Raw genomic sequence first — 19,844 nt, forward strand, 5'->3', positions numbered from 1 at the left:
CTCGGGTATTGACCAATCTCGTGGATCAGCGCACGATTCCCGTCATCGAAATTGACGGGTTTTGACGAGAGGCGCTCCCGTGGACGACGACAGGCCCGATGTGCTGCTGACCGGGCTGCTCTTCTACGACCTCGTCCTCACGGGGCTCGGGAAGCCGCCCACGCCGGGCGAGGAGATCTGGACGGCCGGCATGGGCTGCGGCCCCGGCGGCATCGCCAACCTCGCGGTGGCCGCGTCCCGGTTCGGCCTGCGCACCTCGCTGGCCACGGTCTTCGGCGACGACTTCTACGGCGAGTACTGCCGGGACGTCCTGTGCGACCAGGAGGACATCGACCTCTCGCTCTCCCGGACCGCGGACGGCTGGCCCACCCCCGTCACCGTCTCGCTCGCCGCCGGCGACGACCGGGCGCTCGTCACCCACGGCCAGGAACCCCCGTACTCGCAGGACGCGCTGATGGGCGACCCGCCCGAGGCCCGCACGGCCCTCGTGCACATCGAGGCCGAACCGCGCGAGTGGCTCGCCAGGGCCGCCGCCAACGGCACCCACATCTACGCCGACGTCGGCTGGGACCCCACCCAGGAATGGTCCACCGACCTACTGGACCAGCTCAAGCTGTGCCACGCCTTCCTCCCCAACGAGACCGAGGCAATGGCCTACACCCGCACCGACAGCGCGGTCGCGGCCCTCGGCACGCTCGCCGAACTCGTGCCCGTGGCCGTGGTCACCCGGGGCGGGACCGGCGCGGTCGCCGTCGACCAGACCACCGGCGAGTACGCGGACGTACCGGCCCTCGCGGTCGACGTGCTGGACGCGACGGGCGCCGGTGACGTCTTCGGCGCGAGTTTCGTCGCGGCCTCGCTCGGCGGCTGGCCGCTCGAGGAACGGCTGCGGTTCGCCGTCCTCGCGGCCGGGCTCTCCGTCCGGCGGCACGGCGGCGCCCTCGCCGCCCCCGGCTGGTACGGCGTCGACCGCTGGTGGCGGTCACTGACCGACCCCGGCCTGCGGCACGCCTACGGCTTCCTGGCCGACCGTGTTCCGGCGGACCCCGGCCCGCCCGTGCAGTACGCCCCCGTCACCCCGCCGGCCCCCGCGGCCCCCGGCCCACGCACTCCCGAACGGCGGCACTGACCCTCCCTCTCCTCCCCTCCCCTCTCCACGTCGAACAGCAACAACAGGAGTGACCCGTGGACCTTTCTCGCAGAGGCTTCCTCCAGGCCGCCGCGCTCACCGCGGCCGCGTCCGGCCTGACCGTCGCATGCGGCGGCGGCTCCGGTTCGGGCGGCACCAAGAACGGCAAGAACCTCACCTTGTGGTACTGGGGTGGCGCACTCAGCGACAAGGTGGTCGCGGAGGCGAAGACGCACTTCGGCGGCCAGGTCAAGCTGACCACCGCGTCCATCGGCGGTGACTTCAAGCAGAAGCTCACGACCACCCTCGCGGCGGGCACCTCCGTGCCCGACATCACCGGCATCAAGGGCGAGGACATGGCGTCCTTCCTGCCCAACGCCGCCCGCTTCCTGGACCTGAACGACCTGGGCTTCAAGAAGATCTCGTCCCAGTACCTGGGCTGGAAGACCAAGCTCGCCCAGACCGAGGACGGCAAGCAGATCGGCTTCCCGATCGACATCGGCCCCACCGCGCTCTTCTATCGCGCCGACCTGTTCGAGAAGGCCGGGCTGCCCACCGACCCCGACAAGGTCGCCGCCGAGGCGAAGACCTGGGACGACTACTTCGCGCTCGGCACCCACCTGAAGAAGAAGGTGCCCGGCACCTACCTGGTCAACAACCTCGGCGCGGTGTTCAACATGACCGTCGGCCAGGGCACCCAGCGGTTCATCGACAAGGACAACCACTTCATAGGCGACCAGGACCACATACGCGCCGCCTGGACCACCGCGATCCGCCCCTACACGCTCGGCCTCGACGCCAAGATCAACGACAACAGCTGGAACGCCGCCATCGGCAAGAGCCTGACCACCGAACTCGGCGCCGCCTGGCACGCGCTGGACATCGAGCAGGCGGCCCCGGGCACCAAGGGCAAGTGGCGGGTGTGCGCGATGCCCGGCGGTCCGGCCAACCAGGGCGGCTCCTATCTGGCCCTGCCCAGGCAGTGCCGCAACCCCGAAGAGGCCTTCAAGATCATCAGCTGGATCCTGAGCCCGACCAACGACGCCCGCGGTTTCACCGACGCCGCCATCTTCCCCGCCGCCCCGGCCGCGTACTCCATGCCGGCCATGACGGGCCCCGACGCCTTCTTCGGCGGGCAGAAGATCATCGAGGTCTTCGGGCCGGCCGCCAAGGCCATCCCCGACAGCTACGAGGCGCCCGCCGACGCCGCCGTCATGGCCCCGTACATGACGGAGCTGACCAACATCGAGTCCAAGGGCAAGAAGCCCGACGACGCCTGGAAGGACGCCGTCAGCCAGGCCAAGCAGATCGCCCGCCGGCAGGGGGTGAGCTGAGGTGTCGTCCCCTCCGGTCACCGGCCCCGCCGAGGCGCCCCAGCACCTCGGCGGGCCGGTCCCGGCCCGCTTCCGCCCGCGGCGCACCCCGCCGGCGGGTTCTGTGCGGCCCAGGCGTCGCGGGCTGCTGTCGTACTGGCGGCAGTACCTGGCGATCTCGCCCTTCTATCTGATCTTCCTGGCCTTCTCCTTCGTCCCGGTCTTCTACTCGCTGTACCTGGCCTTCCAGCGCTGGGACGGCCTGGGCGAGATGCAGTACGTCGGCGTGCAGCAGTTCAAGTTCCTGTGGTCGGACCCGGTCTTCTGGCTGTCGGTCCGCAACACCCTGGTGATCTGGGTCCTGTCCACCGTGCCCACGCTGTTCGGGGCGCTGGTGCTGGCGACCCTGCTGCACTCCGTGCGCCGCTTCAAGGGCTTCTACCGCATCGCCCTGTACGTACCGAACGTCACCTCGATCGTCGCCGTGTCGATCTTCTTCGGCGCGGTCTTCAGCAACAACTTCGGCCTGGTCAACGCGATCCTGGGGACGGTCGGCATCTCGCCCGTGCCGTGGCTGAGCAACCCGTGGCTGATCAAGGTGGTCATCGCCCTGCTGATGACCTGGATGTGGACCGGCTACAACATGATCATCTATCTGGCGGGACTGCAGGCCATCCCCGCGCAGATCTACGAGGCGGCCAAGCTGGACGGCGCCGGACCGATCCGCACCTTCTTCCAGATCACCATGCCGATCATGCGGCCCATCATCCTGTTCACGGTCGTCATCTCGACCATCAACGGACTGCAGAGCTTCAGCGAACCGCAGGTCCTGTTCGGCTCCAACGCAGCCAACCCCAACCTCGGCGGCCCCGGACAGGCGGGCCTGACCACGCTGCTGTACTTCTACCAGTCGGCCTTCGTCAACAACGACTACGGCTACGGAGCGGCCATCGTGTGGGCCTTCTTCGTCCTCATCATGGTGCTGGTCGTCGTCAACTGGCGCATCGTGCAGCGCGGGAGGAAGTCATGACCGCGACGATCACCGGGCGCTCCCGGCGCCCCAGGGGCCTGACCGCCCACATCGTCCTGGTACTGGCCGTCCTGATCTCGGTCTTCCCCTTCGTGTGGACGATCGTCATGGCGACCAACACCACCCAGGACATCTACAAGAGCCCGCCGAAGATGACGCCCGGTTCGCATCTGCTGGAGAACGTCCGGCACGTGCTGGACACCATCGACTTCTTCGGGTCGATGGCCAACACGCTCGTCGTCGCGACCGTGACCACCGTGCTGGTGCTGTTCATCGACTCCCTGGCGGCCTTCACCTTCGCCAAGTTCGACTTCCCCGGACGCAGGGTGCTGTTCGCCACGCTGCTGGGGTTCATGATGCTGCCGCTGCAGCTGGCGGTCCTGCCGCAGTTCATCCTCATGGGCCACATCGGCTGGGTCGGCACCCTCAAGGCCCTGGTGCTGCCCTCCCTCGCCAACGCCTTCGGCATCTTCTGGCTGCGCCAGTACATCGAGAACGGCGTCCCGGACGAGCTCCTCGACGCGGCGCGCATCGACGGCGCCGGGTTCTTCCGCCAGTACTGGAGCATCGTGCTGCCGATGATCAGGCCGGCGCTGTCGTTCCTCGCGATCTACGCCTTCGTCAACGCCTGGAACGACTACATCTGGCCGCTGGTGGTGCTCACCGACCCCACCCACGTCACCCTCCAGGTGGCGCTCGCCCAGCTGCACGTCGGCCACACCACCGACTACAGCATGGTCATGGCCGGCGTACTGCTCGCGGCCGTCCCGCTGGTCCTGGTCTTCACCGTCTTCGCCCGCGGCTTCATCGCGGGCGCCACCGAAGGAGCCGTACAGGGAAGCTGACCGCCGGTCGGTCGGCGCGGTACGGCAGGCACGAGCAGTGAGGAGGCGCCGCGATGACGGATGCCGGCACCGACGGCGGACGGACGGCACAGGCGACGGGACCTTCCGCGCGGCTGCCGTTCCCCCGCCGCCGCGCGAGCACCGGCAAGGTGCTGGTGGTGGGCATGGACGGACTGCGCTACGACCTGCTGGCCCGCCACCGGCCCTCGGCCGCGCCCGTGCTGCACGGCCTGATGGCCGCGGGCGCCCACGGCACCAGCCTGCTGCCGTACGGCGAGGCGGACGGACAGGCCGCGGACGGGCCGTCCACCAGCATGGCCTACACCGACTCCGGACCCGGGTGGTCGAGCGTGCTGACCGGCGTGTGGCCCGACCGTCACGGCGTGACGGGCAACGACTTCACCGGCGCCGACTTCACCCGCTACCCCGACTTCCTCAGCCGCGCCGTCGCCGCCCGGCCCGCCCTGCGCACCGCGGCCGCGGTGTCCTGGCCGGAACTGGTCCACCGCGGCGTCCTCGGCCCCGCCATCGGCCACCGGGTCCACCACGACGGCGAGTCGGACGGCTACGACACCGCGGACCGCCTGGTCGCCCGCGCCGCCGCCCGCTGGCTCACCGAGGAGGACCCGGACGCCGTGTTCGTGTACTTCGGCGCCACCGACGAGGCCGCCCACCGCACCGGCCCGTTCAGCACCGCCTACGAACGGGCCCTGCTCGCCCAGGACACCCATCTCGGCTGGCTGCTGGCGGCCGTGGAGGACCGGCGCCGCGACCCCGCCCGGGCGGACGAGCACTGGACGGTGCTCGTCACCACGGACCACGGACACCTCGACGCCGGCGGCCACGGCGGCGACACATCCGCCGAACGCGAGGTCTTCGTGATCCTCGCCGAGCCCGGCGCATCCCGCGGCACCCGCCTCGACACCCCCCGGCTGATCGACGTCGCCCCCACGGTCCTGGACCGGCTCGGCATCACCCCCGACCCGGCCTGGGGCCTGCAGGGCCGTGTCCTGCCCCGCCCCCGGCCGGGGCGGTCCACGCACGACCCGACATCACCCACGTCACCACCGACTCCGGAACGGTCATGACCGACGCATCTCCCGCGCCCCGCCCCGCCGACCCCCTGATCGCCCTCCGCCCCTGGGCGGCCCCCGAGGTGACCTCCTGGGGGCGCCTGCCCATGAACGCCGTCGACCGGCGCTCCGGAGCCCTCTCCCTGGACGGCGACTGGCGCTTCCAGCTGCTGCCCGCTCCGGACGCGCCGGTCGGCGGTGCGTGGTCGTCGTCGTACGTCCCCGGCGCCTGGACCCTGCAGGGCACGGACGACCTGCCGCAGTACACCAACGTCCGCATGCCGTTCCCCGACTTCCCGCCGCACTCCCCCGCCGCCGATCCGGCCGGGGTGTACGAGCGTGCGGTGGACGTACCCGGCGAGTGGGCCGGGCGGCGGATCGTGCTGCAGGTCGGGGCCGCCGAGAGCGTGCTGCTGGTACACGTCGACGGGCGGCCCGTCGGCATCTCCAAGGACTCCCACCTCGCCGCCGAGTTCGACCTCACGGACGTGGTGCGCCCCGGCGAGCGTTCGGTCGTCCGGCTGACCGTCGTGAAGTGGTCGGACGCCTCGCACATCGAGGACCAGGACCAGTGGTGGCACGGGGGCGTCACCCGGTCGGTGCTGCTCTACGCGACCGACCCGCTGCACCTCGCCGACGTGACCGTCCGGGCGCGGCGGGACGGCGAGCTGCGCATCGACTGCCTGGTGCGCGACGCGCGCGGCGCGCTGCCCGGCGGCTGGTACGTCAGCGCCGAACTGGACGGCCAACTCCTCACGCAGGACAGCGAGTTCGACCGGGTCAACGCCGAGGACGACCGGGTCTCCGACTTCCTCGGCGAGGCCCGCGTGCACGGATTCGTCCCCGACGTGCGCACCTGGAACGCCGAGACGCCCGAGCTGTACGTCCTCACCGTCCGCCTGCACCGCCCCGACGGCACGGTCGCCGACGCCTCCCGCCACCGGGTCGGCTTCCGCGACGTCGAGATCGTCGGCCGGGACCTGCTGGTCAACGGCGAGCGCGTGTACATCCGGGGCGTCAACCGGCACGACTTCCATCCACTGACCGGCCGGACGGTGTCGTACGAGGACATGCGCGCGGACCTGGTCCTGCTCAAGCGCTTCGGCTTCAACGCGATCCGCACCTCCCACTACCCCAACGCCCCGGCCCTGTACGACCTCGCCGACGAGCTCGGCTTCTACGTCGTCGACGAGGCGGACATCGAGTCCCACGACCACGCCCACGAGATCGCCGACGACCCCCGCTACCTGAACGCCTTCGTCGACCGCGTCTCGCGCATGGTGCTGCGCGACAAGAACCACCCGTCGGTCATCGTCTGGTCGCTGGGCAACGAGTCCGACTACGGTGCCAACCACGACGCCGCGGCCGGCTGGGTACGGCGGCACGACCCGACCCGGCCCCTCCAGTACGAGGGCGCGGCCAAGCTCGACTGGGCGGCCACGGACGACTGCTCCGACATCGCCTGCCCGATGTACGCCCCGCTGGAGGACTGCGTCGCCCACGCCCGGTCGGGCCGGCAGACCAGGCCGCTCATCCAGTGCGAGTACTCCCACGCCATGGGCAACAGCAACGGCACGCTCGCGGACCATTGGGCGGCCATCGAGTCCACGCCGGGTCTTCAGGGCGGGTTCATCTGGGAGTTCTGGGACCACGGCATCCTCCAGCGTGTGAACGACGGCAGACCGGTCGGGCGTGGGGGCGCCGGGCTCTATGACAACGGTGTCGCCGCGCCGGGCCATCGCTGGGCGTACGGCGGCGACTTCGGCGAGACGATCCATGACGGCGCCTTCATCGCGGACGGGGTCGTCTTCCCCGACCGCACCCCGAAGCCCGCGCTGTACGAGCACCGCGAGATCGCCGCGCCGGTGCGAATCGAGTGCTTCCGGCACGAGGGCGTCGTCCTCGGCAACCACCAGCACTTCCGGGGCCTGGACTGGCTGGCCGGCGAGTGGGAGCTGTCCCTCGCCGACGGCCGGACGCTGACCGCGCCCGCGGAACTTCCCGCCCTCAGGCCCGGCGAGACGGCCGCCGTGCCGCTGCCCTTCGAACTGCCCCGCGACGGCGGCGAGGCCTGGCTGACGCTGCGGGTGACGACCGCCGAGGACCAGCCGTGGGCGCCGCGCGGCACCGAGGTGTGCGTGCCGCAGGTGCGTCTGCGCGGGCCCGCCGTCACCGAGGACACCGTCGTGGACGGGTCCGTCGAGGTCGACGGCGAGGGCCTGCTCGTCCACCCGTCGCTGACGGCCGCACCGACGCTGTCGCTGTGGCGGGCGCCCACCGACAACGACGAGCTGGGCGGCATGGCTCCGCGCTGGCGGACGTGGGGGCTGGACTCGCTCGTCCGCAAGGTGGTGTCGGTGCGGACGGACGGCGGCCGGGTGACCGTGGACGCCGAGTACGCGGGCACGGTCGGCGTGGTGCGGCACCGGCAGGCGTTCACGCGGGTCGAGGGCGGCATCCGGATCGACGAGGAGGCGGAGCTGCCCGAGGAGTTCGACGACGTGGCGCGCGTCGGCACGGTCTTCGAGACGGCGCCGGGACCGGACCTGCTGGAGTGGTTCGGGCAGGGGCCCTGGGAGTCGTACCCCGACCGGAGCGCGGGAGCGCCCGTCGGCCATCACTCGCTGCCCGTCGAGGCGACGTTCACCCCCTATCTCCGTCCGCAGGAGAGCGGCGGCAGGCACGGTGTACGACGGTTCACGCTGTCGGCGCCGGACGCCACCGGCCTCGCGGTCGTGCTGGACGAACCGCGGCAGGTCTCCGTCACCCGGTACCGGGCCGAGGACCTGACCGCGGCACGGCACCACGACGAACTGGTGCCGCGTCCGGGCTGTGTCGTGCACATCGACGCGGCGCACCGGGGCCTGGGCACGGCCTCGTGCGGCCCCGACACCTTTGCCTCCTACCGCGTCGCGGCGGGCGTCCACCGCTGGAGCTGGACGCTGCGCGTGCTGTAACCCCCGCCTTTCTGTCCCATGTCACATGTGACATGTCACATCTCACGGAGCACACGTGTGCACTTCGCATGACCACCCCCAGGGCGAGGCCGCGCAGGCCGCCGCCGGAAGACGCAGTCTGCTCAGGGCCACCGCGCTGCTGGGCGCCGCCGCGGCGGCGGGCCTCGCCCTGCCGGCCGGCGCCGAGGCGGCTCCCGCTAGCGCGAGCGCCTGGCGTCCCGATCCCGAGTCCCGCCGCTTCACGCTCGCCGTGATGCCGGACACCCAGTACCTCTTCGACGGGCCCAGCATCGACAAGGCCCCGGTGGAGGCCTCCCTGCGGTATCTGCTGGAGCAGGGCGGCGAATCCGGCGAGAACATCGTCTTCCTCTCCCATCTGGGCGACCTCACGCAGAACGGCGCGCAGGCCGAATTCGCCGCGATCGGCGAGGCGTTCGGGCTGCTGGACCGGCGGGGCGCGGGCTACAGCGTCCTGGCGGGCAACCACGACGTGAAGTCCTCGTCGGACGACCAGCGAGGTCCGACGCCGTACCTGGACGCGTTCGGGCCGCGGCGCTTCAAGGGCAGACCCACCTTCGGCGGGGCCTCCGCGGACGGCTACAACACCTACCACCTGTTCCGGGCGGCGGGCCGCGAGTGGATGGTGCTCGCGCTGGACTGGCGGCTGTCGGAGAAGGGCTACGCCTGGGCGAAGGACGTACTCGCCGCCCACCCGAGGACGCCGGTCATCCTCACCACGCACGAACTCGTCGTCGAGGACGGCCGGTTGTCGGACTACGGGCAGCAGATGTGGGACCGGCTGATCGAGGACCACGACCAGATCTTCCTCACCCTCAACGGCCACTACTGGCCGGCGGCCCGCGCGACCCGCAGGAACGCGGCCGGCCACGACGTGCACCTGCACCTCACCAACTACCAGAACCGCTACTTCGGCGGCGCGGCGATGATCCGCCTGTACCGCTTCGACCTGGACCGCGACGTCATCGACGTGGAGACGGTCTCCCCGTGGATCCTCGGCCGGGCCGGGAAGGGCCTGAACGAGCTGGAGCGGCAGGAGGTCGAGCTGAGCGGCGACGCCGACCGCTTCTCGGTGGAGATCGACTTCGCCGACCGGTTCTCCGGCTTCGACCCCGTACCGGCCCGTGCGGCGCGGTCGGTGTCGAGGATGCTGATCCCGGGCACGGTCGCCTACTGGCGGTTCGACTCGCCCGTCTCCGGCACCGTCCGCGACCTGTCGGGACGCGGCAACGACCTCGCCACCGTCACCGTGGGCGGCGGTTCGCTCGGCTGGTCGGCCGACCACCATCCCGACCAACCCGGCCACGGCAGCCTGGAGTTCCAGGGATACAAGTCGCCGCTGAAGGGCGCGTACCTGCGGACGGTCGACGCAGCGCCGCTCAACTCGGCGACATTCGAGGGCGGTTACACCATCGAGGCGTTCTACCGCCTGCCCGCCGACTGGGATCCGGACCATCACGCCTGGTCCGGCATCGTCGGCCGCACCGGCACGGGCGGCGCGGCCGGCAAGACGGGCGACGACCCCGACGAGCCGCTCGCCACCCTGTCCCTGTCCAACGACCGTGAACCGCAGTGGGCGATGCGCCCGCTCAACCAGCAGGGCATCGCCACCAACTGGGGCCAGGAGACACCGCTGGAGACCTGGTGGCACCTGGCGGTCGTCAACGACGGCAGGCACACCACGCTGTACGTCGAGGGCTGCCCGGTCGTCCGCAACCCCAAGGCCCCCGCGGTCGGCATCGCCTCGGTCGGACTGCCGTGGCTGCTGGGCGGCTACGAGTACGCCGGGAAGATCGACCAGATCCTGCACGGCCGCCTCGGCGACGTCCGCATCGTGTCGCGGGCGCTGCCCGTCACCTCCTTCATGAACCACTGAACGCACAGGGACCGAAGATGACCGAGCAGCAGCTGCCCGCCTGGGCCGACCCGTCCGTCTCCCCCGCCCGCCTCGACGCCCAGGGGGTGTCCCGACGCGGACTCCTGCGCCGCGCGGGCCTGTTCGGCGCCGCGTTCGCCCTCGGGTCGGCGGCGGCGCCCGCACTCGCCTCCCCGCGAGGGGGCTTCGGCGGCGAGGACCCCCGCCTCGCCTACCTCGTCGGCGACCACCATGTGCACTCCGTCTACAGCCACGACGCGAAGTACACGTTCTCCCAGCAGGCGCGGGCCGCGGCGAAGTACGGCCTGGACTGGATGGTGTTCAACGAGCACTCCAACTTCGGGCACGCCTACCACGGCGCGAAGCTGGAGCACGCCGAGATCCTCAAGGCCCGCGCGGAGAACCCCCGTCAGCTGATCTTCCAGGGCCTGGAGTGGTACATCCCGGCGGCCGAGCACTGCACGGTGTTCGCGGCACCGGGCCCCCACGAGACCGACCTGCTCACCCAGTTCGAGCTGGCCTACGACGGCAAGCTCCTGGGATACACCGAGGGCTCCGCCGGCGCCGCGGACACCGCCCGCAACGAGGCCCACGCCGTCAAGGCGATCAAGTGGCTGGCGGAGCAGCGTCGTTCAGGTTATGTCGACGACGTCCTCGTCCTCGCCAACCACCCGCTGCGCCTGGGAATCGACTCCCCGCACGAGATGCGCGCCTGGCGGGACGCGGCCCCCGAGATCATGGTCGGTATGGAGGGCGCGCCCGGCGCCCAGGGCGCGGCCATACCCGGCTGGCGCGGCAGCACCTCCATCCGCGGCGAGTACGAGAACAAGCCGACCGCACAGTCCTGGTCGGGCTACCCGGCCGACGCGTTCCTCACGTACGGCGGCTTCGACTGGGCGACGGCGACGGTCGGCGGCCTGTGGGACTCGATGCTGGCCGAGGGCCGCCTGTTCACGATCACCACCAACTCCGACAACCACCGCACGGTCTTCGACACCTGGAAGAACGGTGACTGGCCGGCCGGGCAGAACTTCGACAACACCGGCAAGCTGCCCGACCCGGTGAACACCGACACCCCGCAGCCCGGAAGCGACTTCTGGCCGGGCGAGTTCAGCCGCACCCACGTGGGCGTGACCCGCTACGGCTACCGCGCCGTGATGGCGGGCCTGCGCGCGGGCCGGGTCTGGCTGGACCACGGGCATCTGCTGGACGGGCTGGACGTCCGGCTGAAGCGGGACTGCGACGCGGGCCGGGGCGTCACACTCGGCGGCCGGCTCCGGGTCCGCAAGGGCGAGAGGATCACCCTGTACGTCACCGTCACCACGGCCTCCCGGCCCAACCCGCAGGGAATCCTGCCCGAGTTGGCGCACGTGGACGTCATCCGGGGCGCGGTGCGCGGCCCGGTGGACGACCGGGACACCTGGCGGGCGCCGGACACCAGGGTCGTACAGACGAGGGACGTCTCCGGCCGCAAGGGGACGTACACCCTGCGCGTCCCGCTGACCGCCGGCGACGAGTCCTTCTACGTGCGGCTGCGCGGCAGCGACGGCAACCGGCACGGCGCGGGCTACCTGGGCGCCGCCGTCGACCCGAACGGCCCGGTCCCGCACGAGCCCGGGAACGGCGACCCGTGGGCGGACACCTGGTTCTACTCGAACCCGATCTTCGTCGACGTGGCAGGTGACTGAGCCGCACTGATCCAAGACGTCGTACCGTGGGCCGCATGAACGGTGAGGAATCGTCCTTGCGGCCCCAGTCCCTGCTGCTGACGTTCCTGGGCGACCAGGTGCTCGGGCGGGACGTCTGCGTGTACTCCGGCAGCGTCATCGACGTCTTCGAGCGCGCCGGGATCGGCGAGCAGGCGACCCGCTCGACGCTGACCCGGATGGTCAAGCGCGGTCTGCTGCGACGCCAGCGCGAGGGGCGCCGGATGTACTTCGGACTGACCGAGCACTCCACGGCGGTCCTGCGGGACGGCGAGCACCGCATCTGGCAGGCCGGGGCCGTCAACCGCGACTGGGACGGCACCTGGACCCTCCTCGGCTTCTCCCTGCCGGAGTCCTGGCAGCGCCAGCGCCACGACCTGCGCTCCAAGCTCACCTGGAGCGGCTTCGGCCCCCTGTTCAGCGGCCTGTGGATCGCCCCCGGCGAGGTCGACGTCTCGGACCTGGTCTCCGAGCTCGGCCTCTCCGCCCACGTCAAGGTCTTCCGCACGCACGCCGACGCCGGCATGGACATCGGCGCGATGATCGAGGAGACGTGGGAGCTGGCGGAACTCGCGGCGCGCTACGCGGAGTTCGTACGACGCTGGCAGCCCTGGGAGACCGCCTCGCCCGAGGCCGAGGAGGCCCTCGTGCTGCGCCTGCGCCTGCAGGCCGAGTGGCTGCAGATCATCCGCCGCGACCCACGCCTGCCGGTGAAGCATCTGCCGGACGACTGGCCGGCGGAACAGGCCGAGAAGACGTTCCGCGCGGTCCACGATCGGCTGACGCCGCTCGCGCGGGACGCCGCGACACGCCTTCTCGACCTGGTGCCTGTGCGCCCGGATCAGACGTAGAACCGCGACAGACTCTGCAGCACCGCCGCCGGCTTCGCGCCGCCCTCGATCTCGATCGTGCCGTCGACGGTGATCTGTACGCCGCCCGGCACCTCTTCCACTTCCGCCAGGCGGCCGGCGAGCCGGATCCGCGATCCCACCTTCACCGGGGAGGGGAAACGGACCTTGTTGAGGCCGTAGTTGACCTTCGTGGTGACGCCCTGGACGTCCAGCAGTTCGGTGAACAGGGGGATGAACAGGGAGAGGGTGAGGTAGCCGTGGGCGATCGGGGCGCCGAAGGGGCCCTGGGCGGCGCGTTCGGGGTCGACGTGGATCCACTGGTGGTCGCCGGTGGCGTCGGCGAAGGTGTCGATGCGCTCCTGGGTGACCTCGATCCATTCGCTGGTGCCCAGGTCGCTGCCCGCGAGCTTCTTCAGTTCCTCGACGCCGTTGACGGTGACGCTCATGTAACTTTCCTTCACTGGGAGTTGATGCCGTAGCGCTTGCGCACGCGGGACTTGAGGAGTTTTCCGGAGGCGGTGCGCGGGAGTTCGTCCGCGAGGACCACCGACTTCGGGATCTTGTACTTGGCGAGGCGGCCGGCCAGTGAGGCCAGCACCTCGTCGGGGTCGATCGAGGCACCCTCGCGCGGCACGACGACCGCCCGCGGCACCTCGCCCCACTTGTCGTCCGGCACGCCGATGACCGCGCACTCGACGATGTCCGGGTGGGCGAGGAGCTGGTCCTCGATCTCGGCGGGATAGACGTTCTCTCCCCCGGAGATGATCATGTCCTTGATGCGGTCGACGATGAAGACGTACCCGTCCTCGTCGACCCGGGCCGCGTCCCCGCTGCGGAACCAGCCGTCCGCGAAGGAGGCGGCCGTCTCCTCGGGCAGCCCCCAGTAGCCGGGCATGACGTGCGGTCCGCGGACCACGACCTCGCCGGTCTCGTCGACGTCGACGGGGGTGAGGTCGGGCCGGACCACCCGGACGTCGCTGAAGAAGTGCGGGACGCCCGCCGAACCGGCTTTGCCGACCGCGTGTTCGGCGTCCAGGAACAGCGTGCCGGGCGACGCCTCCGTCATGCCGTAGCCCTGGAGGAAGGTGAGCCCGCGTTCCTGGTAGGCGGCGATCAGCGGGCTCGGCACCGGGGAGCCGCCGCAGGTCAGGATGCGCAGCGAGGAGAGGTCCGCGGACGGCCAGCGGGGGTGGCGGGCCACCTGCTCGAACATCGTCGGGACGCCGAACATGAAGGTGATCCGGTGTTCCTCGATCAGGTCGAAGGTGGCCTCCGGGTCGAAGGCCTCCACCAGTACGCAGGTGCCGCCCTTCAGCAGCACCGGCAGGGTCAGCATGTTCAGGCCGGCCGTGTGGAACAGCGGCGCGGAGACCAGGGCGCGTTCGTCGGCGATCAGGTCGGTGTCGACCAGGACGTTGAGCGCGTTCCAGGTGAGGTTGCCGTGCGTGAGCATGGCGCCCTTGGGGCGGCCGGTCGTCCCCGAGGTGTACATGATGATGCAGGTGTCGTCGGGGAGCACCGGCTGGTCGACCGGCTCGTACGGGGCTGCGGCCACCGCCTCCTCGTACTCCGCGCCCACCTCGATGTAGGTACGTACGTCCGTGTCGCCCGGCAGTCCGGCGACCAGGCCGGCGTGCGAGGGGCCGTAGACGAGTGCCTTGGCGCCGGAGTCGGCGAGCTGGAAGGCGATCTCCGGGCCGGCGAGGCGGGTGTTGAGCGGGACGAAGACCGCGCCGAGCGTGCCCGCCGCGAACAGGGTCTCCAGGTAGGCGGGATGGTTCGGGCCGAGGTAGGCGATGCGGTCGCCGCGGCGCACCCCGCGGGCGCGCAGGGCGTGGGCGAGGCGGGTGGTGCGCTCGTACAGCCGCGCGTACGTGAGCGAGGTGCCGCCGTGGATCAGGGCGGTGCGGTGCGGGGTCTTGCGGGCCCGGCGTGCGGGCCACGAGCCCAGTCCCTCGTTGCGCATCTACGGCCCCTTACGGCTTGGTGAGCCCGAGCAGGCGGGCGGCGTTCTCCTTCAGGATCCTCGGCCTCACCTCGTCCTTGATCGACAGCTTGCCGAAGTCGGCGAGCCAGCGGTCGGGGGTCAGGACGGGGAAGTCGGAGCCGAAGAGGACCTTGTCCTTCAGCAGCGTGTTCGCGTACTGCACGAGCTGCGGCGGGAAGTACTTCGGCGACCAGCCGGACAGGTCGATGTGCACGCCCGGCTTGTGCGTGGCGACGGCGAGGGCCTCGTCCTGCCAGGGGAAGGACGGGTGCGCCAGGATGATCTTCAGGTGTGGGAAGTCGGCGGCCACGTCGTCGACGTGGAGCGGGTTGGAGTACTTCAGGCGGATGCCGCCCCCGCCGGGGACGCCGGCGCCGATGCCGGTCTGGCCGGTGTGGAAGAGGGCGATGGTGCCCGTCTCCTCGATCACCTCGTACAGGTCGTACGCCACCGAGCGGTCGTTGGGGAAGAAGCCCTGGATGCTGGGGTGGAACTTGAAGCCCTTGACCCCGTACTCCTCGACCAGGCGGCGGGCCTGCTTCACGCCCGCCCTGCCGCGGAAGGGGTCGATGGAGGCGAAGGGGATGAGGACGTCCGCGTTGGCTGCGGCGGCCTCGGCGACCTCCTCGTTCGGGACGGGCGCGGTGCCGGTGGCGGACTCGGCGTCCACCGTGAAGATCACCGCGGCCATCTTCCGCTCGCGGTAGTACGCCGCCGTCTCCTCAAGGGTCGGCTTCCGCTTGCCCTCCACCTTGAAGTAGGCCGAGGAGGCGTCGTGCAGGTCGTCGTCCAGGGAGGAGTGGCCCTTGGAGGAGACCTCCGCGTGGGTGTGGACGTCGATCGCGACCAGGCCGTCGACGTTCATCGAGGGGGACATCACGCCTCCGGGAACTTGGGCGCGGGGATGCCGACCGACTGGAGTTCGGCGCCCACCGACGTCGGGAAGGCGTCGGCCAGCGTCTCGGGGGTCCAGCCGCCGTCGGCGTACGCCGTCCTGATCTCCTGCGGATGCGACCAGAGTGCCACCTTGTCGCCGCCGATGCCGATGGCCTGGCCGGTGATGGAGCGGGCGGCCTCGGAGGCGAGGAAGGGGACGAGGGCCGCGCAGTCCTCGGGGGTGCCGAAGCCCTCGCCCTTGCGGAGGAAGGCCGGGAGCGGCTCGCCGTTCCTCATGGCCTCGATGTACGGGGCGAAGGCGGGGATGGTCTCGGTCATGGCGGTGGCGGCGACCGGCACGATCGCGTTGACGGTGATGTTCGCCCGGCCCAGCTCCATCGACCAGGTGCGGGCCATGGCGGCGATGCCGGCCTTGGCGGCGGCGTAGTTCGTCTGCCCGAAGTTGCCGCGCTGGCCGGCCGGGGAGCCGACCAGGATCAGGGTGCCGCCCTCGCCCTGCTCGCGCATGCGGACGGCGGCGGCCCGGGCGCAGGTGAAGGTGCCCTTGAGGTGGGTGGTGACGACCGCGTCGAAGTCCTCGTCGGTCATCTTCCACAGCACCTTGTCGCGCAGGATGCCCGCGTTGGTGACCAGGACGTCCAGCCGGCCGAACTCCTCGACGGCCCGGTTCACCAGCCGTTCGGCGGCCTCGGTCGTGCCGACCGGGACGACCTCGGCGACGGCGGTGCCGCCGGCCTCGGCGATGGACTTCACGGCCGCCTCGGCCACGGCCTCGTCGACGTCGTTGACGACCACGGACGCGCCGTGGGCGGCCAGGGCGTGCGCGTAGGCGAGGCCGAGGCCCCGGCCGCTGCCGGTGACGACGGCGACCTTGCCGGTGAGATCGATGCTGGGCACGGGTGGGTCCCTTCACGAGCTGATGCGGGTGGTGCGGCCGTTCCACGCCGGCCGCGGCTCCGAGATCGAAGCTAAGAGCAATAATTGTTGACGTCAATAGTTGTTGGCGACCCACAGGTGCGACATGCTGGAATCATCACGACGCATCGAGCACCGGGAGCCCGCCATCACACGCCAGCACGTCACGAACCCGAGCCCCATCGACGCGGACGAGCCGTGGATGCGCGGACTGCACGCGGACACCGGTTACCTGCTGTACCGCCTGGGCCTGCGCTCGGGTCAGCTGTTCAACACGTTCCTGCAGGAGTCCGGGCTGCGTCTGCGCCACTACGCGGTGCTGCGCTTCCTGGCCGGTTCCGAAGGCGCCCTGCAGCGGGAGCTGAGCACCCGCCTCGGCTACGACCCGAGCGCGATCGTCGGCCTGGTGGACGACCTGGAGAAGCTCGGCTTCGCCGAGCGCCGCCCCTCTCCCGACGACCGGCGCAGCCGGATCGTGGTCCTCACCGCCGAGGGCCGCGCCTTTCTCCGGGACACCGACGAGGCGGGCCTGCGCGTGACGAACGACCTGCTGGGCCCGCTCGATCCGGCGGAGCGGGAGACGCTGCACACCCTGCTGCTGCGGATCGCGGAGGACGGACTCGGCTGAGATGTTGTGCAAGTTATTGACTGCCGACTCATAAGTGCCTAACTTCACCGGGGCCTCGTCCCGCACTCCCCCCACGGAAGGGACCCCCGTGAAGACCCGCACCTGCCTCGCCGTACTGACCCTCACCCTGAGCGCGGCCACCGCCCTGCCCGCCCGGGCGGTCACCGACACCCATCTCTCGGGCGAACTCCCCTCGGGCGCCGCGTACGTGATGGACGTGCCCGCCGCCTGGAACGGCACCGTGCTGCTCTACAGCCACGGCTACACCCCCGCCGGAGTCCCCAACCCGGCCCGGAACGCGCCCGGTTCGGGCACCCGGACCACACTGCTCGCCGAGGGCTACGCGCTCATCGGCTCCTCGTACGCCACCACGGGCTGGGCGGTGACGGACGCCGTGCCCGACCAACTGGCCACGCTGGACGTGTTCACCCGGAAGTTCGGACCGGCGCGGCGCACCCTCGCCTGGGGCACCTCCTACGGCGGCTTCGTCACGACGGCCCTCGCCGAGCGGCACGCCGACCGCTTCGACGGCTCGCTGTCGATGTGCGGGCTGGTCCAGGGCGGGGTGGCCAACTGGAACAGCACGCTGGACCCCGTCTTCGCGCTGCGCACGCTGCTCGCGCCCGGCGAGGACATCCCGCTCACCGGGTTCGCCGACCAGGCGTCCGCGGCCGCCGCCGCGAAGTCGCTCACCTCGAAGACCGCCGCGGCCCAGCAGACGCCCGCCGGGCGTGCCCGCATCGCCCTCGCCGCCGCCCTGCACAACATCCCCGGCTACAACGACCCCTCGCAGACCGAACCCGGCCCGACCGACTGGAACGCCCAGGAGGCCGGCCAGTACACGGCGGTCAACGGGCTGCTGCAACTGCCCGCCTTCAGCTGGCGGCAGGAGGCCGAGAGCCGGGCGGGCGGCAACATGTCCTGGAACACGGGTGTCGACTACACGTCGATGCTGGGCCGCTCCCCGCTGTACAAAGAGGTGACCGAGCTCTACAAGGAGGCGGGACTGTCCTTGCGCACCGACCTCGAGGCCCTCGACGACGCGCCCCGGATCTCCGCCGACCCCGCGGCCGTACGGTGGATGCGGCACACCAGCGTGTTCGGCGGCCGTCTCACCGACCCCCAGCTGGACATCCACACCACCGGCGACGCCCTGATCCCGGTGCAGGCGGAGAGCGCCTACCGGCGGGCGGCCACCGCGGCGGGCCGGGGACCCCTGCTCCGCCAGGCCTACGTCGACGGGCCCGGACACTGCGCCTTCACCGACGGCGAGATGCTCGGCGCCCTGCACACCCTGGAACACCGGCTGGACACCGGCCGCTGGGACGCCTCGGCGGGCACGCTCAACGCCCGTGCGGTGCAGGAGGACCCGGCGAGCGCACCGCGGTATGTGACATACCACCCGGCCGCCTACCCCCGCCCCTACGACCTCGCCCACCCGGGGGACGCCCGGCCATGACCCTGCGCTCCGCCCCCGACCGGCTGCTGTCCGTCCTCGCCGCGTTCGACCACGAACACCCGGCGCTGTCCCTGACGGACATCAGCCGGCGGGCCGGGCTGACCCTCACCACCGCACACCGGCTGGTGGCCGCGCTGACGGAGTGGGGCGCCCTGGAGCGGGACGCGTCCGGTGTCTACCACGTCGGGCTGCGGCTGTGGGAGGTAGCGGCCCTCGCCCCGCGCGGGCTGGCCCTGCGGCAGATCGCGCTGCCGTACCTGGAGGACCTGTACGAGGCCACGCACGAGAACGTGCAGCTGGCGGTGCGGGACGGGTCGGAGGTCGTCTACATCGAGTGGATCTCTGGGCGTTCGGCCGTCGGCGTGCACATCCGGGTGGGGGCGCGCTGGCCGCTGCACGCCACCGGCGTCGGGCTCGCGCTGCTGGCGCACGCGGGCCAGGAGGCGCAGGAGGAGTACTGCGCGGCCCCGCTCGCCCGCTTCACGCCGCACACCATCACCGATCCTGCGAAGCTGCGCCGGATGCTGGCCGAGGTGCGCCGCACGGGTGTCGCGGTGAGCTCCAGGCAGGTCACCGAGGACGCCCTGTCGGTGGCCGCCCCCGTGCGCGGGCCGGGCGGGGTGGTGGCCGCCGCGGTGTCCGTGGTGGTGCCGCAGGCCGACGCGCAGGTACCGGTGCTGGTACCCGCCGTGCGGCTCGCGGCCCGCGGGATATCGCGGGCACTGGGGTGGCGGCCGCCGAAGGAGCCGTAGGACGCCGACGGGGCCGCAGAACGCCGACGGGGCCGCAGACTGCCGACAGGGCCGCAGATCGTAGACGGAGCCGCAGACCCTCGAAGGGGCCGCAGGCCGCCGACAGGGCCGCAGACCATCGACGGGGCCGCACACCGTAGACGGGGCCGCAGACCGCCGACAGGGCCGCAGACCGCCGACAGGGCCGCAGACCGTAGACGGGGCCGCAGGCCGCCGACAGGGCCGCAGACCCTCGACGGGGCCGCACACCGTAGACGGGGCCGCAGACCGCCGACAGGGCCGCAGACCCTCGACGGGGCCGCACACCGTAGACGGGGCCGCAGACCGCCGACAGGGCCGCAGACCCTCGAAGGGGCCGCACACCGTAGACGGGGCCGCAGACCGCCGACAGGGCCGCAGACCCTCGAA

General features: G+C 71.5%; 16 protein-coding genes. 12 read left to right on the forward strand and 4 right to left on the reverse strand.

What is annotated here, in order from left to right; genetic code table 11:
- Positions 1-79: 79 nt before the first annotated feature.
- The 9 genes from ACIGDI_RS16620 (at position 80) to ACIGDI_RS16660 (ending at position 12,798) form a co-directional block, all read left to right on the forward strand.
- Positions 80-1,129: a carbohydrate kinase family protein gene (locus tag ACIGDI_RS16620; protein WP_399896582.1), complete on the forward strand. Its 1,050-nt coding sequence runs from the start codon at positions 80-82 to the stop codon at positions 1,127-1,129.
- Between the two features lie 56 nt (positions 1,130-1,185).
- Positions 1,186-2,463, forward strand: coding sequence for an ABC transporter substrate-binding protein (locus tag ACIGDI_RS16625; protein ID WP_399896585.1), 1,278 nt, complete (start codon positions 1,186-1,188; stop codon positions 2,461-2,463).
- Between the two features lie 124 nt (positions 2,464-2,587).
- Complete coding sequence (locus tag ACIGDI_RS16630) at positions 2,588-3,472, forward strand: carbohydrate ABC transporter permease (protein ID WP_399897647.1); 885 nt, start codon at positions 2,588-2,590, stop codon at positions 3,470-3,472.
- A complete protein-coding gene (locus ACIGDI_RS16635; protein ID WP_399896588.1) occupies positions 3,469-4,317 on the forward strand; it encodes a carbohydrate ABC transporter permease in 849 nt (282 codons plus the stop codon). Before ACIGDI_RS16630 ends, ACIGDI_RS16635 begins: the two co-directional genes overlap by 4 nt.
- A 53-nt stretch (positions 4,318-4,370) precedes the next feature.
- Positions 4,371-5,405 (forward strand): alkaline phosphatase family protein, encoded by a 1,035-nt coding sequence (locus ACIGDI_RS16640; protein WP_399896591.1) that lies wholly within the window; start codon positions 4,371-4,373, stop codon positions 5,403-5,405.
- Positions 5,402-8,347, forward strand: coding sequence for a glycoside hydrolase family 2 TIM barrel-domain containing protein (locus ACIGDI_RS16645; RefSeq protein WP_399896594.1), 2,946 nt, complete (start codon positions 5,402-5,404; stop codon positions 8,345-8,347). Before ACIGDI_RS16640 ends, ACIGDI_RS16645 begins: the two co-directional genes overlap by 4 nt.
- A 55-nt stretch (positions 8,348-8,402) precedes the next feature.
- The gene (locus ACIGDI_RS16650) at positions 8,403-10,241 is read left to right on the forward strand and encodes a LamG-like jellyroll fold domain-containing protein (RefSeq protein WP_399896598.1); all 1,839 of its coding nucleotides are present in this window, start codon (positions 8,403-8,405) and stop codon (positions 10,239-10,241) included.
- Between the two features lie 17 nt (positions 10,242-10,258).
- The gene (locus ACIGDI_RS16655) at positions 10,259-11,929 is read left to right on the forward strand and encodes a histidinol-phosphatase (protein ID WP_399896601.1); all 1,671 of its coding nucleotides are present in this window, start codon (positions 10,259-10,261) and stop codon (positions 11,927-11,929) included.
- Between the two features lie 35 nt (positions 11,930-11,964).
- Positions 11,965-12,798, forward strand: a complete 834-nt coding sequence (locus ACIGDI_RS16660) for a PaaX family transcriptional regulator C-terminal domain-containing protein (RefSeq protein ID WP_399896604.1) — start codon at positions 11,965-11,967, stop codon at positions 12,796-12,798.
- On the opposite strand, the gene ACIGDI_RS16665 is transcribed toward ACIGDI_RS16660, so the two are convergent.
- Genes ACIGDI_RS16665 through ACIGDI_RS16680 form a run of 4 tightly spaced genes read right to left on the reverse strand, consistent with a single transcriptional unit; the run spans position 12,789 to position 16,579 of the window.
- A complete protein-coding gene (locus tag ACIGDI_RS16665) occupies positions 12,789-13,244 on the reverse strand; it encodes a MaoC family dehydratase (protein ID WP_200705201.1) in 456 nt (151 codons plus the stop codon). The genes ACIGDI_RS16660 and ACIGDI_RS16665 overlap by 10 nt on opposite strands.
- Positions 13,245-13,255: 11 nt before the next feature.
- The gene (locus ACIGDI_RS16670; RefSeq protein ID WP_399896607.1) at positions 13,256-14,764 is read right to left on the reverse strand and encodes a long-chain fatty acid--CoA ligase; all 1,509 of its coding nucleotides are present in this window, start codon (positions 14,762-14,764) and stop codon (positions 13,256-13,258) included.
- A gap of 10 nt (positions 14,765-14,774) precedes the next feature.
- Positions 14,775-15,650 carry an amidohydrolase family protein gene (locus ACIGDI_RS16675; protein ID WP_399897650.1) on the reverse strand — a complete coding sequence of 292 codons (876 nt, stop codon included), beginning with the start codon at positions 15,648-15,650 and terminating at the stop codon, positions 14,775-14,777.
- Positions 15,651-15,661: 11 nt separating this feature from the next.
- Positions 15,662-16,579, reverse strand: a complete 918-nt coding sequence (locus ACIGDI_RS16680; RefSeq protein ID WP_399896610.1) for an SDR family NAD(P)-dependent oxidoreductase — start codon at positions 16,577-16,579, stop codon at positions 15,662-15,664.
- 220 nt (positions 16,580-16,799) lie between these two features.
- Here ACIGDI_RS16680 and ACIGDI_RS16685 point away from each other — a divergent pair, with 220 nt between their 5' ends.
- The 3 genes from ACIGDI_RS16685 (at position 16,800) to ACIGDI_RS16695 (ending at position 19,436) form a co-directional block, all read left to right on the forward strand.
- Complete coding sequence (locus ACIGDI_RS16685; protein WP_142147491.1) at positions 16,800-17,225, forward strand: MarR family winged helix-turn-helix transcriptional regulator; 426 nt, start codon at positions 16,800-16,802, stop codon at positions 17,223-17,225.
- Between the two features lie 88 nt (positions 17,226-17,313).
- A complete protein-coding gene (locus ACIGDI_RS16690) occupies positions 17,314-18,684 on the forward strand; it encodes an alpha/beta hydrolase family protein (RefSeq protein WP_399896613.1) in 1,371 nt (456 codons plus the stop codon).
- Complete coding sequence (locus ACIGDI_RS16695; RefSeq protein ID WP_399896616.1) at positions 18,681-19,436, forward strand: IclR family transcriptional regulator; 756 nt, start codon at positions 18,681-18,683, stop codon at positions 19,434-19,436. Before ACIGDI_RS16690 ends, ACIGDI_RS16695 begins: the two co-directional genes overlap by 4 nt.
- Positions 19,437-19,844 lie beyond the last annotated feature (408 nt).

The sequence above is a fragment of the Streptomyces sp. NPDC085900 genome (genome assembly GCF_044540925.1).
In the GTDB taxonomy this organism is placed as follows: Bacteria; Actinomycetota; Actinomycetes; order Streptomycetales; family Streptomycetaceae; genus Streptomyces; species Streptomyces gilvifuscus.

Coding starts and splice junctions, on each gene's coding strand:
- ACIGDI_RS16675 (WP_399897650.1), bottom strand. CDS start 15,650: ATGAACGTCGACGGCCTGGTCGCGATCGACGTCCACACCCACGCGGAG.
- ACIGDI_RS16645 (WP_399896594.1), top strand. CDS start 5,402: ATGACCGACGCATCTCCCGCGCCCCGCCCCGCCGACCCCCTGATCGCC.
- ACIGDI_RS16655 (WP_399896601.1), top strand. CDS start 10,259: ATGACCGAGCAGCAGCTGCCCGCCTGGGCCGACCCGTCCGTCTCCCCC.
- ACIGDI_RS16660 (WP_399896604.1), top strand. CDS start 11,965: ATGAACGGTGAGGAATCGTCCTTGCGGCCCCAGTCCCTGCTGCTGACG.
- ACIGDI_RS16640 (WP_399896591.1), top strand. CDS start 4,371: ATGACGGATGCCGGCACCGACGGCGGACGGACGGCACAGGCGACGGGA.
- ACIGDI_RS16635 (WP_399896588.1), top strand. CDS start 3,469: ATGACCGCGACGATCACCGGGCGCTCCCGGCGCCCCAGGGGCCTGACC.
- ACIGDI_RS16685 (WP_142147491.1), top strand. CDS start 16,800: ATGCGCGGACTGCACGCGGACACCGGTTACCTGCTGTACCGCCTGGGC.
- ACIGDI_RS16695 (WP_399896616.1), top strand. CDS start 18,681: ATGACCCTGCGCTCCGCCCCCGACCGGCTGCTGTCCGTCCTCGCCGCG.
- ACIGDI_RS16665 (WP_200705201.1), bottom strand. CDS start 13,244: ATGAGCGTCACCGTCAACGGCGTCGAGGAACTGAAGAAGCTCGCGGGC.
- ACIGDI_RS16670 (WP_399896607.1), bottom strand. CDS start 14,764: ATGCGCAACGAGGGACTGGGCTCGTGGCCCGCACGCCGGGCCCGCAAG.